The sequence below is a fragment of the Streptococcus pneumoniae genome, from assembly GCA_040719455.1.
Classification (GTDB): Bacteria; Bacillota; Bacilli; order Lactobacillales; family Streptococcaceae; genus Streptococcus; species Streptococcus pneumoniae_G.
Window position 1 is genome coordinate 227,109 of the sequence record JBFDTN010000001.1, and the last position, 20,709, is coordinate 247,817.

Here is a 20,709-nt window from a genome sequence, read left to right on the forward strand (position 1 = left end):
TTTGTAGGGAGTGAGACAAAAATTGATTTCTTTGACATCATGATTGAGTTCTACTCCCTTTTTTAGAATCATTCCTAATTATTAAATTGTCTGATAATTGTTTAAAAATGAGAAAAACTGTGCTATACTAGAGTTATGTTGTAAAAAGAAGGAGTTTCTATGAAAAAACTTGGTATTGTATTGCTATCATCGGCAGTTTTATTGACAGCTTGTGGGACAAGCACGACTCAAAAAGCGGAGAATAGCCAGCAAAGCACCACGACACAGGTCAATAAAAAAGCCCTAGATAAGGCAACATCTGACTACAAGGCTTTTGTCGAAGAGCAAATCGGTCAATTATTGACAGACACGGAAGGTTTTGCTCAATTGCTTAAGGACGGCAAGATAGAAGAAGCTAAAAAAGTGTATCCAGTCATCCGTATGGCTTATGAGCGGTCAGAGCCGATTGCCGAAAGCTTTGGTGAATCAGATGTGAAAATCGATTTCCGTTTGGTAGATTACATGGAAGAAAATAAGACTGAAGAAGGCTGGTCAGGCTTCCACCGCATTGAAAAAATCCTTTGGGAAGAAAACACGACAGCAGGTACTGAAAAATATGCCGATCAGCTGGTCAATGACATCAAGGAATTGAAGGCCAAGATTGCAACAGTTGAGGTTACACCTGACATCATGCTGACAGGGGCAGTTGATTTGCTCAACGAAGTCGCAACCAGCAAGATCACTGGGGAAGAAGAAGTCTATTCTCATACCGACTTGTATGACTTTAGAGCTAATATCGAAGGGGCTGAAAAAATCTTTGAACTCTTCAAACCAATGCTTGAAGCAAAAGATGCACAATTGGTCAGCACCCTTGACAAGGAATTCAAGAATGTCAATGGCCTTCTTGATAAATACATGACAGCTGATAAACACTATAAACTCTATACAGATTTGAGTGCAGAAGATACTAAAACCTTGGCTGAAGCGGTCACTAAGCTCGGTGAGCCACTTTCTCAAATGGGGATTATCTTAGACGGGAAATAAGACATGACAAGAGACGAAAAATGGTTTGATAAAAAAATGGATCGTCGCGAATTTCTCAAAAAAGCAGGTATAGGAGGGGCTGGGCTTGCGCTCGGTGCCTCTGGTGCATCTGCTTTTTTCGCTAAAAAGGTGACGAGTGAGAGTGCAAAAGTCGAAGGGAATGAAGACATCCCTTTTTACGGAGAGCATCAGGCAGGGATTGTGAGTCCTATGCAGAAGAATGTCTATTTTGTGGTCTTGGATCTGCATTCGACAGATAAGGCAGAGGTCATCCAGATGTTCAAGGATTGGACAGATTACAGCGAGAAATTGGTGACAGGGCAGTTGGTCAAAAAAGACAGTGAAAACGGCTATCTACCGCCTTTTGATACAGGTGAGACAGTCGGACTCAATCCCCACCGCCTGACACTTACCTTTGGCATTTCCCCTGCCTTTTTGACCAAACTAGGCTTGGAGAACAAGAAGCCCAAAGAATTTCGAGATTTGCCAGTATTTCCACGAGACCAGCTTAAGGAGAGATATACTGGTGGCGATATTGTCATTCAGGCCTGTGCAGATGATGAGCAGGTAGCCTTTCATGCCGTTAGAAATCTGGTGAGGAAGGGCCGTCATGTCGTGACCATGAAATGGAGTCAAGCAGGTTTTGCAGCTCTAGGAAACCGCAAAGAAACACCGCGCAACCTCTTTGGCTTTAAAGATGGTACAGCAAATGGTAAGACGGAAGAAGAATTCAAGGAAGTCATTTGGTGCGATGATGCCAACTGGATGCGGGGTGGCACCTATATGGCCGTCCGCCGGATTCAGATGTTCTTGGAAACCTGGGACAGAACTAGCCTCAAAGAGCAGGAAAATACCTTTGGTCGCTACAAGGAAAGCGGTGCTGCCTTTGGGCAAAAAGATGAATTTGATGAAGTGGATTTGGACTTGAAAGACGATAAGGGAGAGCCGGTTGTGCCTGTTGATTCCCATGTCCGTCTGGCCAAGGAGACAGGAATGGAGATCTATCGTCGTTCCTATTCTTATTCGGATGGGATTGATGAGAAAACAGGGCAATTTGACTCAGGTCTGCTCTTTATCTCTTTCCAAAAAGATCCAGAGCAGTTCATCACCATTCAAAAAAACTTGGGAACTATGGATAAGATGAATGAGTATATCACGCATGTCGGCAGTGGCTTGTTTGCCTGTTTTGCTGGTGTGAAAAAAGGAGAGTACATTGGTCAAGCCTTATTTGAATAAACTGGCAGTGGTTGCCTTACTCATTCTCGCCTTGTTTGTTAGTCCTGTGTCTGCTGAGGAGTCTTACAGTCATCTCTTTATCACGATTACCGATGCGACAACAGCCTTAAAAAAAGGAGATAAGGACGCGGCTGAGCAGTTGATTGCCCAGCTGCAGGCGGATTTCTCAAACGTTCAAAACCATGATTCCAAGGCAGGCCAAGAAGTCAGCAAACGTTTGGTGGAGCTTGAAAAGACACCGTCAGAAGAGAATTTGGTCGCAGTTTCAAAAGCTCTTTTGGAATTTGATGCCGAGCAACATCCAGTCGATGTCGAAGTTGAAAAAGAAAAGTTGATGACTAAACTTACGCCCTACTACGAGCTCTTGCAGGCAGCTATTGACAGTAAGGACATCGCAGCCATCAAGGATCAGTACAAGAAACTCAACAGCACTTGGACGGTCAATGAAGGCATTGTCCGCGACACCAGCACGGGTCACTATGGGAAGATTGAGACAGCCATTTCTTTCTTGCGTAGCAGCATTGAGACAGAACCAGTAGATTATGCCAATATCCAAGCCTCATTTGATGACTTGAAACATGCCATTCAGGACTTCAAGGACGGTAAGGAAGTGGCAGCTGCGTCGACGAATCTGACCCTGAAAGACGGGATTGATTTGCTGGAGCAGGCAAAAACAGCCTTTGATGCGGGAGATAAGACCAAAGGTGCTTCCTTGATGAAGGAGTTTATCACCATTTGGCCGACCATTGAAGGAGATGTTAGCACGCGAAATCCTAGCCTTTATACCCGTGTCGAGAGCGAATCACCCGTCATCATGGTGCGGGGGGAAGAAGCGGACTATCAAGAAAAGCTGGCTCAGCTGATTGCAGACTTGTCTAGCATTGATACCTCAGCTAGCTACAATGTGTTTGATGCTATGTTGATTTTGCTTCGTGAAGGAGTTGAAGCCCTTCTTATCGTCATGGCTTTGGTGTCTACTTTAAAAGCTAGCAAGCAGAAGAAGGGGCTAGCTTGGGTCTATGGCGGAGCAGTCGTGGGGCTTTTAGCGAGCGCTATGTTAGCCATTGTCCTGCAACAATTTTTCCCAGCCCTTTCCTCAGGTGCCAACCGTGAGATCATCGAGGGAGCAGTCGGGATTGTAGCAGTCATCATGATGATTGTGATTGGGATTTGGCTGCATAGCAAGGCTTCGGTTAAGAAATGGAATGCCTATATGGAAGCGCAAATGCGGGTAGTTACTGCAAGTGGCAGCTTTATCTCCATGTTTGCCCTCAGCTTTCTTGCAGTCTTTCGTGAGGGGGCAGAAACCATTCTCTTTTATGCGGGAATTCTTCCCAAAATCAGTCTCAATGAATTTCTTTTAGGGATTGTTTTAGCCTTTCTAGTCCTTCTGATTTTAGCCTTTGTCATGCTCAAAACAACTAGCAAAATCAAGCCACATAGGGTCTTTTTCTACCTGACTTGGCTGATTTATGCCCTTGCCTTTAAAATGCTTGGAGTGAGCATTCATGCCCTGCAGTTGACCAATATCCTGCCGAGCCATGTAATCAAAGGAATTCCTACGGTGGATTTTATCGGTCTTTATCCAAGTCTGGAAGTTCTAGTGCCGCAAGTTTTTCTTATCGTTTTGATTGCTTGGATGACATGGAAGAATCGAGATGCGCATGAAGACTAAGCAGGAACTAACGATTGTTGAGCATTTGACCGAGTTTCGGAGCCGTTTTATCTGGACGATTTCCTTCTTTTTCCTTAGCTTTTTGGTCAGTCTTTATTTTTCCAGCAGTATTTACCAATTTTTGACTCAGGGATTTTCCCAGAAATTGATAGTCCTAGGTCCTAATGATATCTTGTGGATTTACATCAATCTATCAAGTCTTGTGGCCTTTACCCTGACCCTGCCCTTTATGACCTATCAAGTCTGGGCTTTTGTAGTACCAGCGCTTGAGAAGGCTGAGGCTAGGAGTGTCTTTTGGTATATCCCAGCGGTCTTTCTATGTTTTGTGGCAGGTCTGCTATTTGGATTTTATCTAGTCAGTCCATCCCTCTTGCAGGTCCTCCTGTCTTTTGGAGATGGGCTCTTTGATACCCAGTTAACCGCCCAGAATTATCTAGCCTTTCTGCTACATACGACTCTTCCTATGGCAGTCGTCTTTGAAATTCCAGTTTTGGTGGCCTTTTTGACCTCCATTGGTATCCTAAGTCCCCGATTTTTGGTACAATATAGAAGACATGCCTACTTTAGTTTGCTGGTGATTGCAGTTGTCATTACACCAGCTGATTTTACCAGTGATTTAGCCATGACGGTGCCGCTACTTCTCATCTATGAAGTCAGTGTCGCTCTCAGCAAATGGCTCTACCGTAGAAAAGAAAAAAGGAGAACCTAATATGGGAATCTTACGTGATATTGGAGCGCCAGGAATGATCATCTTGGTCCTAGGTGCCCTCTTGATTTTTGGACCAAAACGCCTGCCAGAATTAGGCGAGTCTATTGGCAAAATGATTTCATCTTTTAAAAAAGCCATGGACCAAGGAGAAGATAAGGGAGATGACAAGGACAAATGACAGAGGTAAAGGGTCTTTTAGTCATGGATGTGGATAGCACCTTGATTTATGAAGAAGTGATTGATTTATTGGGTGAGGCGGCAGGTGTTGGTGAAAAAGTTGCTGACATCACTGAGCGAGCGATGCGAGGGGAGCTGGATTTTGAAAAGGCACTTCGTGCGCGTGTTGCCCTTTTAAAGGGATTGAAAGCGTCGATTTTTGAAGAAGTTCTCCGTAATATTCATGTGACCAAAGGGGCGCAAGAATTGATTACAAAACTCCACAGTGAGGGGTACAAGATTGGGGTGGTTTCAGGTGGTTTTCACGAGACGGTGGATAGCCTAGCTAGCCGATTAGGGATTGATTATGTCAAAGCCAATCGCTTGGAAATCAAGGATGGACTGCTGACCGGACAAGTACTGGGCGAAATTGTCACCAAAGAAACTAAGAAAAACATGCTTTTGAAATGGGCGAAAGAACATCACTTGGCGGCAGAAGATACCGTTGCCGTTGGCGATGGGGCAAATGATTTGCCTATGATTCAGACAGCAGGCATTGGAATTGCCTTTAATGCCAAGCCTGTGGTACGAGAGGCGGCTCCTTATCAGATTAACGAATACGATTTGTATCAAGTGTGGGATGTGATTCAGAGCTCGAAAAGAAAGTAGGCAACTATGCATATTTTGATTGCACCTGATTCCTTTAAGGAGAGCTTATCCGCTGAGGAGGTAGCGCTTTGTATCCAAAAAGGTCTTTTTCAGGCTTTGCCAAGCGCTACCTTTGATCTCATGCCTGTGGGAGACGGCGGTGAAGGAACGATTCGGATTTTAAGCAAGGTCTTAGAAGTAGAGGAAAAAGAACTACTTGTGACGGGACCTTTTGGGGACAAGGTTGCCATGCCTTATGGAAGAAAAGATTCTCTTGCCTTGTTTGAAATGGCAGACTTGGTGGGTTTAGGTTTGATTCCAGTTGCTAAGCGAAATCCTCTGGCACTTGAAACCAGAGGATTGGGAGAATTGCTGGCCTATTTGGCAAAGGATGGTGTTAAAAAGGTCTTAGTCGGTGTTGGCGGTTCAGCCACAAATGACGGAGGTCTTGGACTTGCAGCTGGACTTGGCTATACATTTTTTGACAAAGACGGTCATCGTTTGCAGGCAAAGGGGAGCTCTCTTGAGCGAGTGGCACGCCTATCATCAAAACAAGTCTCCACAGACATTTTTCAGCTAGATATTCAGATTTTAACGGATGTCAGAAATCCCTTGTGTGGAGAAAGTGGTGCGACCTATGTATTCGGTGCTCAAAAAGGTTTGTCGCCCCTCTTAATGCCTGCGGTTGATCAAGCGATGGAACGAGTTTATAGGACGTTTTATCCAGATGTTTTGGAGCTTGATGGAGCAGGTGCTGGGGGCGGTATGGCAGCAGGTCTTGTAGCATTTGCGGGTGGCAAGATTGTCTCTGGGATTGATGTTTGCTTGGATATTCTTAACTTTGATAAGCGTTGTGAGAAAGCAGACTTCTTGATCGTGGGTGAAGGCAAGATGGATCGTCAATCTATACAAGGTAAAGCTCCCTTTGGAGTAGCTAGACGAGCTCCGAAAGGTCTGCCTGTCCTTGCTATTTGTGGCAGCCTAGGAGCAGACTTGCCACCTTTTCCACTAGAAAATATAAAAGCTGCTTTTCCGATTATTGGACAAGTGGAGAGCTTGGAAGATACGCTTCTTCATGCCAAGGAAAATCTGATTCGTACCGCGCGAAATATTGGAACAATATTAAAACTCAGCGAATGATTATCGCTGAGTTTCAGACTGAAGACAAATCTGTTAGAATTCCCTTTCTAACAGATTTTTTGTCTATTTAGGAGTATAATAGAACTAGAGAAACAGGTGTGTGAGGTAGAGGTATGTTTCACAAAGAAAATCCTAGTTACAATCGCCAACAAGTAGGTTTTTACAGTTTAGATGAGCTGGTTCCTAAAGATCATCTTCTTCGTCAAATAGAAGAGACAATTGACTTTTCCTTCATCTATGATCTTGTAGAAGATAGCTATAGTCTAGATAAGGGTCGTCCGAGCCTAGACCCTGTCCTGCTTATAAAAATCCCTATCATTCAATGTCTCTTTGGAATTCGTTCGATGCGACAGACCATCAAAGAGATTGAAGTGAATATGGCTTATCGTTGGTTCCTAGGTTTGTCCCTAGAAGATAAGGTTCCACATTTCACGACCTATGGCAAGAATGTGGTGCGTCGCTTTGCGGATAAGCAGGTAATAGAGAAGATTTTCTCTCATATTCTTGGTCTCTGCTTGCATGCAGGCTTCATTCATCCAAGTGAGATTTTCGTAGACGGAACCCATATTAAAGCAGCTGCTAATCATCATAAATATCTCAATCAAGAAGTTGAAGTGCAAGCGAAGTTTATGAGCGAGCAATTGGAAAAGGAGATTGACCTAGAGCGAAAAAAACACGGAAAAAAGTCGCTAGGGCTCGCCAAAGAAAAAGAGCCCGTTAGTAAAAAAGTCTCTACTACGGACCCTGACAGTGGTTGGTTTCATAAGGGAGAACATAAGGAGGTATTTGCTTACAATGCACAAGTAGCTTGTGATAAACATGGCTGGGCGTTAGGTTACTCTGTTCATGCAGGAAACGTCCATGATAGTCAGGCTTTTCCTGTGCTATTTGAAACGATCAAAGAGTTGAATCCTAGTCATATTATCTTAGATGCTGGCTATAAGACACCTGCTATTGCTAAATTTCTCCTTGATCAATCCATCACTCCAGTATTGCCTTACACTAGACCTAAAGGGGACAAGACGAAACTTCGTCCCAAGGATTTTGTTTATGATGAATACTACGACTGCTACCTCTGTCCTAAGGATCAAGTCTTATCTTATAGCACTACAAATCGAGATGGCTACCGTGAATACAGGAGTCAAGCCCAAATATGTTGTAGCTGCCCTCTTCTAGGTCAATGCACAAGCTCCAAGAATCATCAACGCTTGATTACCCGTCATATCTGGAAAGATTATTTAGAAACCTGTGAAGTGATTCGACATCAAATTGGCATGAAGGAGCTCTACCAAGGGCGTAAAGAGACGATTGAGCGTCTTTTTGGGACAGCTAAGGAATACCACAATCTCAGATACACGAGACAGAAAGGCAAGGCCAAGATGGAAGCAATGCTTGGGCTGACTTTGGCTTGCTTAAATCTCAAAAAATATGTCAAAATCATGGCAGGGAAGGCCTTTTTATTTTACATCAAAAGAGTATGGGAACTGATATGAGACAAAAAAAGAAGACAAGCAGTTGGGAAAAATTATTTGTCTTCAGTCTGAAACTCAGCGAATGATTATCGCTGAGTTTTTGTGATTAGTGAAATAATTTTTGCCAAAAAGAGCGTTTCTTGTCTGTTTTATCTTCTTTTGAAATAAAGAGCGAAGCATAGCGAACCATCATATCTTTCTCGTCTATCTCCACAGGGTGATCGGTGTGAATGACCAATCCAAAAGGAGACTGTCCGTCTTCACTTACAATCGTTGCTTCACATTCCAAATCCTGACCAGTTTTGAGATAAAACAGCTGGTCTTTGGTTTCTAGGAGCGGAGAAATCTTGACAAAAATAGGATGGTAATCTGCCCTAATGGCTTCTAGCATTTGTGCAAAGTGCTCTTTTAACAGTGGGCTTTGACTTTCTTCCAAAGTGGCGTCAACAATCACTCGCTCTTCAAAAGTTTGCAGAAATTTCCGTTGTTCATCAGGCTTGACTTTTAGCCCTCCAGACGCCTTTTGCTGGATCAATTCTTGTAGGTCACTCATAGCCTTAGTATAGCACAGATGGAGTTGAAAAACCAGTATTTTTCCTTTATTTACAGGATTGTCATTTGCAAAAATAGCAAAAAACCTGTAAGATAGTAAGGATGAACAACACAGGAGGTTCCTTGTGGCAAAAAAGGAAATCAATATTAACAATTACAATGACGACGCGATTCAGGTCTTAGAAGGGCTAGATGCAGTTCGCAAACGCCCTGGTATGTATATCGGTTCAACCGATGGAGCCGGCCTTCACCACTTGGTCTGGGAAATCGTGGACAATGCAGTCGATGAAGCCTTATCTGGATTTGGAGACAAGATTGATGTTACCATTCACAAAGACGGCAGTCTCAGTGTTGCTGACCACGGTCGAGGAATGCCAGTCGGCATGCACGCCATGGGAATTCCAACGGTCGAAGTTATTTTTACCGTGCTTCATGCTGGAGGAAAATTCGGTCAAGGTGGCTATAAGACTTCAGGGGGTCTGCACGGAGTTGGTTCTTCTGTCGTGAATGCCCTGTCCAGCTGGCTTGAAGTAGAAATTACCCGTGATGGCGCTGTCTATCGTCAGCGGTTTGAAAATGGCGGAAAGCCTGTTACAGGTCTTGAAAAGGTTGGCACAGCTTCTAAGTCCAAATCAGGTACCAAGGTCCGTTTCATGCCAGACAGCAGTATTTTTTCAACGATGGATTTCAAGTACAATACCATTGCCGAGCGCTTAAATGAGTCAGCCTTCCTCTTAAAACAAGTGACATTGACCTTGCTTGATGAGCGGACAGGTGAAGAGAGTCAGTTCCACTATGAAAATGGGGTACAGGACTTTGTCAGCTATCTGAACGAAGACAAGGAAACCTTGACACCGGTGCTGTATTTTGACGGTGAAGAGGGGGGATTCCAAGTTGAAGTAGCCCTTCAGTACAATGACGGCTATTCAGACAATATCCTCTCCTTTGTTAACAATGTCCGCACCAAGGACGGTGGTACCCACGAAACGGGGATGAAAACAGCCATTACCAAGGCCATGAATGACTATGCTAGAAAAACGGGTCTCCTCAAGGAAAAGGATAAGAACTTGGAAGGGTCAGACTACCGTGAGGGACTGGCCGCTGTCTTGTCTATCTTAGTGCCTGAAGAGCATTTGCAGTTTGAGGGTCAGACAAAGGATAAGCTAGGAAGTCCCCTTGCTCGTCCAGCAGTTGACAGCATTGTTTCTGACAAGTTGACCTTCTTTCTATTGGAAAATGGCGAATTGGCCTCTAACCTCATTCGCAAGGCCATTCGCGCGAGAGACGCCAGAGAAGCTGCACGCAAAGCCCGCGATGAAAGTCGAAATGGTAAGAAAAATAAGAAAGATAAGGGCCTTCTATCAGGGAAATTAACCCCTGCCCAGTCGAAGAATGCGGCGAAAAATGAGCTCTATCTGGTCGAGGGAGATTCAGCTGGCGGATCTGCCAAACAAGGACGGGACCGTAAATTCCAAGCGATTTTGCCGTTACGAGGTAAGGTCATCAATACCGCTAAGGCCAAGATGGCAGATATTCTCAAAAATGAAGAAATCAATACTATGATTTACACAATTGGGGCTGGTGTTGGTTCTGACTTCAATCTAGAAGATGCTAACTACGACAAGATTATCATCATGACCGATGCGGATACGGACGGTGCCCATATCCAGACCCTCCTTCTGACCTTTTTCTACCGCTATATGCGCCCACTAGTGGAGGCAGGTAAGGTCTATATCGCTTTGCCACCACTCTACAAGATGAGTAAAGGTAAAGGTAAGCAGGAAAAGATTGCCTACGCTTGGTCAGACAACGAACTCGAGCAACTCCGCAAGGATTTTGGCAAGGGAGCGATGTTGCAACGCTACAAGGGACTTGGTGAGATGAATGCAGACCAGCTCTGGGAAACGACCATGAATCCTGATACCCGCACCCTTATCCGCGTAACCATTGAAGATCTAGCGCGAGCAGAACGCCGCGTTTCTGTCCTCATGGGGGACAAGGTCGAACCACGCCGCAAATGGATTGAAGATAATGTCAAGTTTACATTGGAAGAAAGTGGAGTGTTTTAATTCAGCACCTAACAGGGCAACTAAAGTTGCTCCTGTTAGGACGCTTGCCGCTATCGGGCGGTCAAGCTAGTTGTCTTACTAATTTGAACGACTGAAAAATATCGTTTAGTTGTTCAGAAATCATCTTCAATCTGCCATGTAAGCTTGTGAAAAACAGGCCAGAAAGTGAGTTATTATGGTTTTAGAAAATAGACTGGGTTTAACAGATTCTCTCGAACTAGCTAAAAAGGAAGAAAAAATCAGTAAAAGTCGTGCCAAGCGCTTATTTGACGAAAATCTTTTAGCAAATCAAACAGTAGGGACTTTTGAGACACTCACCTTTATCCACCGATTTTTGTTTGATGAAATCTATGATTTTGCTGGTGAAGTTCGTACTGTCAATATGGCAAAAGGCAGTTTTCGATTTGCTCCAGTTATGTATTTAGAGACATCGCTGGCTCATATTGAAATGATGCCCCAAACTACGTTTGAAGAGATTGTAGAGAAGTATGTGGAGATGAACGTTGCACATCCTTTCCGAGAGGGGAACGGTCGAAGCATGCGTATTTGGCTGGACCATATTCTGAAGCATCAGTTGAAAAAAATGATTGATTGGTCAAAAGTTGACAAAGAAGACTACCTACTTGCTATGGAAAGAAGTCCCATTCGAGATACAGAAATTAAGTATGTCTTACAACAAGCATTAACAGATGAGATTATCAGTCGTGAGTTGTATATGAAAGGGATTGACCATAGTTATTACTACGAAGGCTACACCCTCTATCAGACTGAAAAACTATAACTAAAGAAGGACTCTATCCTCTTCGTACTAAGAAACAGAGAAAGGAGCAGTTCAGTTTTCTTACATAAACTGAACATGGGCTTTGAGTGCTGCAAAAAAATCGTTTTACCTAGAACGTGAGGTTCTTTGTTAAAACTCCTATTTTGCTTCACTTGCATAATGCCCTTAGTATCTTATGAGTACAATTCAAAATATGTCCCTTGAGGACATTATGGGAGAGCGTTTCGGGCGCTATTCCAAATACATCATTCAGGAGCGGGCTTTGCCAGACATTCGGGATGGTCTAAAGCCTGTTCAAAGGCGGATTCTTTATTCCATGAATAAGGACGGCAATACCTTTGATAAATCTTATCGGAAATCTGCCAAGTCTGTCGGAAATATCATGGGGAATTTCCACCCGCACGGAGATTCGTCTATTTACGATGCCATGGTCCGCATGAGTCAGGACTGGAAAAATCGTGAGATTTTGGTCGAAATGCACGGAAACAACGGTTCTATGGACGGGGATCCACCTGCTGCCATGCGGTATACCGAGGCACGCTTGTCTGACATGGCAGGCTTCCTACTAGAAGATATCGAAAAGAAAACTGTTCCCTTTGCATGGAACTTTGACGATACAGAAAAAGAGCCGACTGTCTTACCTGCTGCCTTTCCAAATCTCTTGGTCAATGGGGCGACAGGGATTTCAGCAGGGTATGCGACGGACATTCCTCCCCATAATCTCTCAGAAGTCATCGATGCGGTCGTTTATATGATTGACCATCCGTCTGCTAAGGTAGACAAGCTCATGGAATTCTTGCCAGGACCAGATTTCCCGACAGGAGCCATTATCCAAGGGCGCGATGAAATCAAAAAGGCTTATGAAACTGGAAAAGGGCGCGTGGTTGTGCGCTCTAAGACTGAAGTCGAGCAGTTAAAAGGCGGCAAGGAGCAGATTGTCGTCACTGAGATTCCCTATGAAATCAACAAGTCAGTTCTGGTCAAAAAGATTGACGACGTACGGGTCAACAACAAGGTGGCAGGGATTGCCGAAGTCCGTGATGAGTCAGACCGAACTGGTTTGCGCATTGCCATTGAACTAAAAAAAGATGCCAATCGTGACTTGATTTTGAACTACTTGTTCAAATATACGGATTTGCAGGTCAATTACAACTTCAACATGGTGGCGATTGATAACTTTACTCCACGTCAAGTCGGTATCGTGCCGATTCTGACCAGCTACATTGCCCACCGCAAAGAGGTCATCCTAGCCCGCAGTCGCTTTGACAAGGCAAAAGCAGAGAAACGCCTCCACATTGTGGAAGGTTTGATTCGGGTCATTTCGATTTTAGATGAAGTCATTGCCCTTATCCGTGCCAGCGAAAACAAGGCAGATGCCAAGGAAAATCTCAAGGTCAGCTATGAATTTACCGAGGAGCAGGCAGAGGCTATTGTGACCTTACAACTTTACCGCTTGACCAATACTGACGTCGTGGTTCTTGAGGAAGAAGAAGCAGAGCTTCGCGAGCAAATTGCCTACTTGGCAGCCATTATTGGTGATGAGCGTACCATGTACAACCTCATGAAAAAAGAACTCCGTGAGGTCAAAAAGAAATTTGGCAACCCACGTCTCAGTGAATTGCAAGATACGGCTAAGACCATTGAAATTGATACAGCGAGCCTAGTGGTTGAAGAAGAGACCTATGTCAGCATCACCAAGGCAGGCTACATCAAACGCACTAGCCCTCGTTCTTTTGCAGCATCAACGATTGAGGAGATTGGTAAGCGTGATGATGACCGTCTTATCTTCGTGAGTGCAGCGAAGACGACTCAGCAACTCTTATTGTTCACCAGTCTTGGGAATGTCATTTATCGCCCTGTCCATGAATTGTCAGACATCAAATGGAAAGAAATCGGTGAGCACCTCAGCCAAACTATTTCCAATTTTGAAGTCCGAGAAGAAATCATCTATGCAGAATTAGTGGAGAATTTTGACGCGGGTGTCTATCTAGCCGCAACCAAGCTGGGACAAATCAAGCGTGTCGAACGCAGCGAATTTAGCCCTTGGCGGACTTATAAGTCCAAATCACTCAAGTTTGCCAAGTTGAAAAATGATGATGATCAAATCGTTTTGGTCACACCAGTTCAGCTAGAAGATGTCATGATGATTACGAAAAACGGCTATGCTCTGCGCTTTAACAGCGAAGAAGTGCCAGTTGTCGGTGCCAAGGCAGCAGGTGTCAAGGCCATCAATCTAAAAGGCGATGATACCGTGGCTGCAGCCTTTCTGGTGTCTAATAAGGCCTTCTATCTCTTGACTCAGCGAGGAGCACTCAAAAAAGTAGCAGTCGATGAGATTCCAGCAACCAGCCGTGCCAACCGAGGCTTGCAGGTCTTGCGAGAATTAAAAGCCAAACCGCACCGCGTCTTTGTTGCAGGTATCGTCCAAGGCGAAGCCATTGATTTTGACTTGTTCCACCAAGGTGACAGCCAAGATGAGAGCCAAGTCTTGAAAGTCATTTCGTCTACGGGGCAAGTATATGACATCAACCTTTCAGACCTCTCCCTCTCAGAACGCACTAGCAATGGCAGCTTCATCTCAGATACTATTTCAGACGAAGAAGTTAAAGATGCCTATGTCGAATAATCGTTAATCTATAAGGTGGACAATATCTGTCCATCTTTTTATGTTATAATGAAGCTAGGAAAATGCTTGCGCATATGGCAATTTAGGAGGGTGTCAAATGAAGAGAAAAAATTCGTATTTCAAAAACTTGTGCTTTGTTATATTCATTCTGACTCCAGTTTTGGTAGCATGTGCTCCAGATACAACAAAAGAAGAAACCGCTTCATTCACGAGTAGCGAAAGTAGCCAAACAAAACCAGTGAAAATTCCTTGGCGAATGCGAGGGACTTGGTATCCGACGGATGTTCAAGCAGATGGTAACAGACTTGAAATTGCGAAAAATGGACAGGTCACCGTGGGTAAGCGGACATTTATGATTACTTCGTTTGAACGTTTGAGTGACCATGTTTATCGCTATACATTGTCGAACAAAGGGATGATTCTTAATGGTGAATCGCTCAGTCAGCAGGAAAAGACTTATGAATTGGGGATTTATTTGTCCAGTGATTGGAGCTACATAACTCCTTTTATGGCTCCAAAGCTCACTTGGGATAAGATTGAAGAAGTGGTCGCACAGTTTAATGAAGGCCCCTCTAGCAATTCCTATTTGAGAAGTAATCCATCTGAGAGTAAGAAGAGCAGTGATGAGGAAGATTTTTCTTCGAGTGTAAGCACGACCATTCTTCCCAAGAGAGATGAATTTGAAGAGTCAAGTACAGTTGATGAAGTTGAAGACAGTATTCCCTCTAGTCGCGAAATCACCTCACCTAAAGTATCCACTCCAGCTTGGCAAGTAAATCCTGGTCCTTATACCTATGAGGATTATGAGTCGGATTATGCCACTCTTTACCCAGATTTATATAGGCGTCATGGATTTGATGAAGATGTTGCCCGTACGTTTATGGAAGATGAATATGGATTGAGAGACGAAGAGATTGATAAGATATTAGAGTAATGTTTGAGAAAGAATTTTCTGAAAATTGAAAATAATGCTTGAAAATCTGTAAAAAAGGTGTACAATAGTAAGAACAGAGTTAAAAAAGGAGAAGCATATGACCGTATCGCTTGACTGGGAAAACCTTGGATTTTCCTATATGAAATTACCCTATCGTTATGTAGCAACTTATAGAGATGGAAAGTGGAATGAAGGTAGTCTGACAGAGGATGCGACCCTCCATATGTCCGAATCCTCACCAGCCCTTCATTACGGACAACAAGCCTTTGAGGGCTTGAAAGCCTATCGAACCAAGGACGGCTCTATCCAACTCTTTCGTCCTGATCAAAACGCTGAGCGCTTGCAGCGTACTGCTGATCGTCTCTTGATGCCACAGGTGCCAACCGAGATGTTTGTCGAGGCCTGTAAAGCTGTGGCGCGTGCCAATCACGATTACGTTCCGCCTTATGGGACTGGAGGTACTCTCTACCTTCGTCCGCTTTTGATTGGAGTTGGTGATATTATTGGGGTCAAGCCAGCAGAGGAGTATATCTTTACCGTCTTTGCCATGCCCGTTGGGAATTACTTTAAGGGAGGACTTGCGCCAACTAATTTTCTCATTCAAGACAAGTATGACCGCGCAGCACCTCATGGAACTGGGGCAGCCAAGGTCGGTGGGAATTATGCAGCGTCTCTTTTACCAGGTCAATACGCTAAAAAACAAGGCTTTTCAGATGTGATTTATCTAGATCCAGCTACTCATACCAAGATTGAAGAAGTCGGTTCTGCCAATTTCTTTGGAATTACCAAAAATAACGAATTTGTCACCCCAATTAGTCCTTCTATTTTACCATCTATCACCAAATATTCGCTTTTATACTTGGCAGAACACCGCTTAGGAATGAAGGCTGTGGAGCGGGAAGTCTTTGTGGATGAATTATCAGAATTTGTCGAAGCAGGAGCCTGTGGTACAGCAGCTGTCATCTCGCCAATCGGTGGTGTTCAGCACGCTGATGATTTTCATGTATTTTACAGCGAGACAGAAGTTGGACCTGTTACACGTAAACTCTATGAGGAATTGACAGGTATTCAGTTTGGTGATATTGAAGCGCCAGAAGGCTGGATTGTAAAAGTAGATGAAAACTAGGTCTTGTACTTGCAAGCTCTAGTTTTTTCGTGTAAAATGGAGAAAGTGAGGTTTGATATGAGTAAAAAAGATAAAAAAGTAGAAATTCAGATTGCAGACGGGAAAGTCAAGCTCGGAGCAGATATGATTGACGGCTATGTTCTTTCAATTGGCAAGAAAACGATTGGAGAAATTGCTGAATTGGACAATCAATTTGCCATTGTCAAAAACGGAGCTGTCGATAGTTTTTACCGAAAACTTGAAAAAGCTGTCGAAAATTTGATTGAAAGTTATAATTTAAGCAAATAAAAGACTTGCTTTTTTTCGGAAAAGATGATATGATAGTCATTGTTGATTATCTGGAGAGATAGCGAAGAGGCTAAACGCGGCGGACTGTAAATCCGCTCCTTCGGGTTCGGGGGTTCGAATCCCTCTCTCTCCACTAGGATATCGAGAGTGTCAAAAATTTAGACAGAATTGATAAGATATCCAGATAATTTTGGGGTATAGCCAAGCGGTAAGGCAAGGGACTTTGACTCCCTCATGCGTTGGTTCGAATCCAGCTACCCCAGTTCTTAGGTAAAGTATCACATAAAGGGTAAAATATCTGATGATATTTTATTTTTATAGATACAAACGGTAAAGATAGACATGTCATTGCGGGTGCTTAGGAAAAATATTATAAGTATGTCAAGCGAGAACGCTTGATTGTTGGAGGATTTTTTAGATGAATGAATTTGAAGATTTGCTAAACAGTGTTAGCCAAGTTGAGCCAGGTGACGTCGTTACTGCTGAAGTATTGACTGTTGATGCTAGCCAAGCTAACGTTGCAATCTCAGGAACTGGTGTTGAAGGTGTTTTGACACTTCGTGAATTGACAAACGATCGTGATGCAGACATCAATGAACTTGTTAAACCAGGTGAAACACTTGAGTTGCTTGTTCTTCGCCAGGTAGTAGGAAAAGATACTGATACAGTAACTTACCTAGTATCTAAAAAACGCTTAGAAGCTCGCAAAGCATGGGACAAATTAGTCGGTCGTGAAGAAGAAGTTGTTACTGTAAAAGGAACTCGTGCTGTAAAAGGTGGACTTTCAGTTGAGTTTGAAGGACTTCGTGGATTTATTCCAGCTTCAATGCTTGATACTCGTTTCGTTCGTAACACTGAGCGTTTTGTAGGTCAAGAATTTGCTGCGAAAATTAAAGAAGTAGATCCAAAAGAAGGACGCTTTATCTTGTCTCGCCGTGAAGTAGTAGAAGCTGAAACTGCAGCTGCTCGTGCAGAAGTATTCGGTAAATTGGCTGTTGGTGATGTTGTAACTGGTAAAGTTGCTCGTATCACAAGCTTTGGTGCTTTCATCGACCTTGGTGGTGTAGACGGATTGGTTCACTTGACAGAATTGTCACATGAGCGTAACGTATCACCAAAATCAGTTGTATCAGTTGGCGAAGAGATTGAAGTAAAAGTACTTGACTTGAACGAAGAAGAAGGTCGTGTATCTCTATCTCTTAAAGCAACAACACCTGGACCATGGGATGGTGTAGAGCAAAAATTAGCAGCTGGTGATGTTATTGAAGGAACTGTAAAACGTTTGACAGACTTTGGTGCGTTTGTAGAAGTGTTGCCAGGAATTGATGGATTGGTTCACATTTCACAAATTTCACACAAACGTGTTGAAAATCCAAAAGATGCTCTTAAGGTTGGTCAAGAAGTAACTGTTAAAGTTCTTGAAGTGAATGCTGATGCAGAACGTGTATCTCTTTCTATTAAAGCATTAGAAGAGCGTCCAGCACAAGCTGAAGGCGAAGAAAAAGCTGAAAAACGTCAATCACGTCCACGTCGTCCAAAACGTCAAGAAAAACGTGACTTTGAACTTCCAGAAACACAAACTGGATTCTCAATGGCTGACCTTTTCGGTGATATCGAATTGTAATCTATAAAAGACTGAGAATATATCTCAGTCTTTTTGCTTTCTAAGGGAAGTGATAGATAATGAAACTTAAATCATGTAAACGAAGAATTTTGTGATAAAGTACGTTTTGGACTTGTTATTTTTTTGGAAATTCGGTATAATAATGGAGTTGCCACCCTTAGTGTAATGGATATCACGTAAGATTCCGGTTCTTGAGATGGGGGTTCGATTCCCTCAGGGTGGATAATATCCATTCTTAGCCCCTTGATAAGCAAGAGGCTTTATTGTTGTCTTACAAGGGAAGAACTATTTGATTAAAAAGGAGAGATGATGATTCATTTTGAAAATGACTATAATCGTGGTGTTCATGAGGCTTTGTTACATGCTTTAGTAGCTACAAATGAAGAAGGATTAGCAGGTTATGGCTTAGATACATATAGTGAACGAGCAAAAGAAAAGATTCGCAAGGCTTGTCAAATGCCTGATGCGGAAGTATTCTTCTTAACAGGTGGAACACAGACCAATCAAATCATTATCAATAGTCTCTTGCAGTCGTATGAAGGCGTGCTAGCAGCAGATACTGGCCATATCAGTGTTCATGAAGCTGGAGCGATTGAGTTTACGGGTCATAAAGTGTTGACATTGCCTCACAAGGATGGGAAAATTTCTGCTCAGCAGGTGAAAGAGTATTTACAAGCTTTTTATGCGGATAGCAATCATAGCCACATGGTTTATCCAGGGATGGTCTATCTTTCTTTTCCAACGGAGTATGGGACTTTGTACAGCAAGCTGGAGTTAGAAGAGATGGCAGCTGTTTGCCAGGAGTATCACATTCCCTTATTTGTGGATGGAGCGCGTTTGGGATATGCTTTAGCAAGTCCTGCTTGCGATTTGACTTTAGCAGACTTAGCAAATTTAGTGGATGTCTTTTATATTGGTGGAACAAAGATGGGAGCTTTGTGTGGCGAAGCGGTTGTCTTTTCGAAAGATACATATCCTAAGCATTTTCCAACAATTGTTAAACAGCATGGAGCTTTACTTGCCAAAGGGAGATTGTTAGGTGTTCAATTTGATTGCTTCTTCACAGATGATTTGTATGTAAAGATTGGGCGAGGAGCGATTGAGCAGGCGGAGCGATTAAAGGAGATACTAAACGAAAAAGGGTATCGATTCTTTTTAGAGTCTCCGACCAATCAGCAGTTCATCATTTTGGAAAATGATCAATATGAACGATTGTCTAAAGAAGTGGCTATGGGATTTTGGGAAGCTTATGATGATAATCATACGGTGGTTCGATTAGCCACCAGCTGGTCCACGACAGACGGAGATTTAGACGCTTTACAAGCGTTATTATAGGATGAAAAATGAGTGTTCAGTTGATTGCCCATGCTTTGGTGAAGCATGAGGGGCGCTATTTAGTGATCAAACGTTCGATGATTAAGCGAGGCAAGCCCAATGCTTATGTGGGATATTACGATATTCCTGGAGGGGATTATGTCATAATAATGATAGGTGCTATAAACGCTGTTAAATCAAGGATTTGAGCGTTCTACAAATAATCTGAAAGGAGCCGTTTGTTTTAATTTAATAGTGTAAGAAGAGAACAGTATAGGATTGTTCTCTTTTTTATTTTAGTAAAAAGAAATGGAGAAAATATGCAAACAGAAGAACAGGCCAGCCGTCACACGATGATGGCTTTTTTAGTTGCTAATATGCAGCTAGACATCATAGAAGCTAGTGAAATTGTAGCTGAACTTGAAGAAGCGAAGTTAATTCAGGTCTATGAAAATGGAGATGTAGCTATGAAGGAATTGGAGGGAGACGTATGAAACGAATATCCGCAAATCAATACCAGACATCAGAGCGGTATTACAAATTGCCAAAACTCTTGTTTGAAAGTGAGCGATACAAGGACATGAAGTTAGAGGTCAAGGTTGCTTACGCAGTTCTAAAAGACCGCTTGGAGTTATCCTTGACCAAAGGGTGGATTGATGAAGACGGATCCATCTATTTGATTTATTCCAATTCTAAACTAATGGCACTTTTGGGCTGCTCAAAGTCTAAGCTCCTGTCTATCAAGAAAGCCTTGAGACAATATGGTTTGATTGAGGAAGTCCAACAGTCTTCTAGTGAAAAAGGACGACTGGCAAATAAGATTTACTTAGGGGAGTTGGAACAGGATACGAGGCCAGTCTTAGATTCAGACGGGGCTAGTGTTAAAAAAACACGAGGGGAGTCTCAAAATCAGCCGGGGCCAGTCTTAAATTCAGCCCCTAGTGAGACTGAAAGTAGTGAGACTAATACTAGTGAAACTAAAGATAGTGATTTTTTTGGAGAGGATGAGGAGGAAAACAGCTTTCAATCCTTGAGAAGAAAGGTCGAAAAAACAAGCCAGTATGACAAGGACTATATTTGGGGCTTGGTTCATGAACAGCTAAGGGCAGAAGGTTACAGGCAAGGAGCTGCCGATATGGCCATGTTGAGGCATTTTGAGAAGAGGTATCAGTTGGCGCTTGATAATATGCGGTTTGCTCGGAATGCTGAAACGATTGCGGAGTATGTCTTTAATGGCATACTGGCTGAAACCAATAGAGAACTGAGAAAGGAAGGAAAAGATGCTTGATGGGATCTTGTTCGTGATTGTGACCATTTCACTCGTTTATACCGTTTT

General features: G+C 43.1%; 19 protein-coding genes, 3 tRNA genes and 1 pseudogene. 22 read left to right on the forward strand and 1 reads right to left on the reverse strand.

Translation table 11 applies throughout. The features are described 5' to 3' along the window. The first annotated feature begins 159 nt into the window (after positions 1 to 159). From efeO to AB1I63_01085, 8 genes are all read left to right on the forward strand, one after another. On the forward strand, positions 160 to 1,023 hold the full coding sequence (gene efeO / locus AB1I63_01050; GenBank protein ID MEW4353481.1) for an iron uptake system protein EfeO: 864 nt from the start codon (positions 160 to 162) through the stop codon (positions 1,021 to 1,023). Positions 1,024 to 1,026: 3 nt separating this feature from the next. Then, positions 1,027 to 2,259: an iron uptake transporter deferrochelatase/peroxidase subunit gene (efeB, locus tag AB1I63_01055; GenBank protein MEW4353482.1), complete on the forward strand. Its 1,233-nt coding sequence runs from the start codon at positions 1,027 to 1,029 to the stop codon at positions 2,257 to 2,259. Further along, a complete protein-coding gene (locus AB1I63_01060) occupies positions 2,237 to 3,934 on the forward strand; it encodes an FTR1 family protein (protein ID MEW4353483.1) in 1,698 nt (565 codons plus the stop codon). Before efeB ends, AB1I63_01060 begins: the two co-directional genes overlap by 23 nt. Next, positions 3,924 to 4,643 (forward strand): twin-arginine translocase subunit TatC, encoded by a 720-nt coding sequence (tatC, locus tag AB1I63_01065; GenBank protein ID MEW4353484.1) that lies wholly within the window; start codon positions 3,924 to 3,926, stop codon positions 4,641 to 4,643. Before AB1I63_01060 ends, tatC begins: the two co-directional genes overlap by 11 nt. 1 nt (position 4,644) lies before the next feature. Next, a complete protein-coding gene (locus AB1I63_01070; GenBank protein ID MEW4353485.1) occupies positions 4,645 to 4,821 on the forward strand; it encodes a twin-arginine translocase TatA/TatE family subunit in 177 nt (58 codons plus the stop codon). Continuing rightward, positions 4,818 to 5,468, forward strand: coding sequence for a phosphoserine phosphatase SerB (gene serB / locus AB1I63_01075; GenBank protein ID MEW4353486.1), 651 nt, complete (start codon positions 4,818 to 4,820; stop codon positions 5,466 to 5,468). Before AB1I63_01070 ends, serB begins: the two co-directional genes overlap by 4 nt. Positions 5,469 to 5,474: 6 nt before the next feature. Next, positions 5,475 to 6,587 carry a glycerate kinase gene (locus AB1I63_01080; GenBank protein MEW4353487.1) on the forward strand — a complete coding sequence of 371 codons (1,113 nt, stop codon included), beginning with the start codon at positions 5,475 to 5,477 and terminating at the stop codon, positions 6,585 to 6,587. Positions 6,588 to 6,700: 113 nt separating this feature from the next. Beyond that, positions 6,701 to 8,080: an IS1182 family transposase gene (locus AB1I63_01085; GenBank protein MEW4353488.1), complete on the forward strand. Its 1,380-nt coding sequence runs from the start codon at positions 6,701 to 6,703 to the stop codon at positions 8,078 to 8,080. Positions 8,081 to 8,165: 85 nt separating this feature from the next. Here the strand turns inward: AB1I63_01085 and AB1I63_01090 are convergent, their stop codons facing one another. Further along, the gene (locus AB1I63_01090) at positions 8,166 to 8,612 is read right to left on the reverse strand and encodes a DUF1694 domain-containing protein (protein ID MEW4353489.1); all 447 of its coding nucleotides are present in this window, start codon (positions 8,610 to 8,612) and stop codon (positions 8,166 to 8,168) included. Positions 8,613 to 8,736: 124 nt separating this feature from the next. On the opposite strand from AB1I63_01090, the gene parE reads away from it, so the two are divergent. The 14 genes and pseudogenes from parE (at position 8,737) to AB1I63_01160 (ending at position 20,661) form a co-directional block, all read left to right on the forward strand. Beyond that, on the forward strand, positions 8,737 to 10,680 hold the full coding sequence (gene parE, locus AB1I63_01095) for a DNA topoisomerase IV subunit B (protein MEW4353490.1): 1,944 nt from the start codon (positions 8,737 to 8,739) through the stop codon (positions 10,678 to 10,680). A gap of 175 nt (positions 10,681 to 10,855) precedes the next feature. After that, positions 10,856 to 11,461: a protein adenylyltransferase Fic gene (gene fic / locus AB1I63_01100; protein MEW4353491.1), complete on the forward strand. Its 606-nt coding sequence runs from the start codon at positions 10,856 to 10,858 to the stop codon at positions 11,459 to 11,461. A gap of 175 nt (positions 11,462 to 11,636) precedes the next feature. Further along, entirely contained in the window at positions 11,637 to 14,087 is a 2,451-nt protein-coding gene (gene parC / locus AB1I63_01105) for a DNA topoisomerase IV subunit A (protein MEW4353492.1), read from the forward strand. 97 nt (positions 14,088 to 14,184) lie between these two features. Next, positions 14,185 to 15,021, forward strand: a complete 837-nt coding sequence (locus AB1I63_01110; GenBank protein MEW4353493.1) for a hypothetical protein — start codon at positions 14,185 to 14,187, stop codon at positions 15,019 to 15,021. Between the two features lie 64 nt (positions 15,022 to 15,085). Continuing rightward, a complete protein-coding gene (locus AB1I63_01115) occupies positions 15,086 to 16,147 on the forward strand; it encodes a branched-chain amino acid aminotransferase (protein MEW4353494.1) in 1,062 nt (353 codons plus the stop codon). 57 nt (positions 16,148 to 16,204) lie between these two features. After that, the gene (locus tag AB1I63_01120) at positions 16,205 to 16,435 is read left to right on the forward strand and encodes a DUF2969 domain-containing protein (protein MEW4353495.1); all 231 of its coding nucleotides are present in this window, start codon (positions 16,205 to 16,207) and stop codon (positions 16,433 to 16,435) included. 52 nt (positions 16,436 to 16,487) lie between these two features. After that, a tRNA-Tyr gene (locus AB1I63_01125) sits at positions 16,488 to 16,568 on the forward strand. Between the two features lie 58 nt (positions 16,569 to 16,626). Next, positions 16,627 to 16,698 (forward strand) — tRNA-Gln (locus tag AB1I63_01130). A gap of 155 nt (positions 16,699 to 16,853) precedes the next feature. Then, on the forward strand, positions 16,854 to 18,059 hold the full coding sequence (gene rpsA, locus AB1I63_01135; protein ID MEW4353496.1) for a 30S ribosomal protein S1: 1,206 nt from the start codon (positions 16,854 to 16,856) through the stop codon (positions 18,057 to 18,059). A gap of 151 nt (positions 18,060 to 18,210) precedes the next feature. Beyond that, a tRNA-Arg gene (locus AB1I63_01140) sits at positions 18,211 to 18,282 on the forward strand. An 86-nt stretch (positions 18,283 to 18,368) separates the two neighbouring features. Next, positions 18,369 to 19,394, forward strand: a complete 1,026-nt coding sequence (locus tag AB1I63_01145) for an aminotransferase class V-fold PLP-dependent enzyme (protein ID MEW4353497.1) — start codon at positions 18,369 to 18,371, stop codon at positions 19,392 to 19,394. A gap of 8 nt (positions 19,395 to 19,402) precedes the next feature. Next, a pseudogene (locus AB1I63_01150) lies at positions 19,403 to 19,528 on the forward strand (DNA mismatch repair protein MutT). Between the two features lie 165 nt (positions 19,529 to 19,693). After that, entirely contained in the window at positions 19,694 to 19,867 is a 174-nt protein-coding gene (locus tag AB1I63_01155; GenBank protein MEW4353498.1) for a hypothetical protein, read from the forward strand. Next, positions 19,864 to 20,661, forward strand: coding sequence for a replication initiator protein A (locus AB1I63_01160; protein ID MEW4353499.1), 798 nt, complete (start codon positions 19,864 to 19,866; stop codon positions 20,659 to 20,661). The genes AB1I63_01155 and AB1I63_01160 overlap by 4 nt, the downstream gene beginning before the upstream one ends. Positions 20,662 to 20,709: the final 48 nt, after the last annotated feature.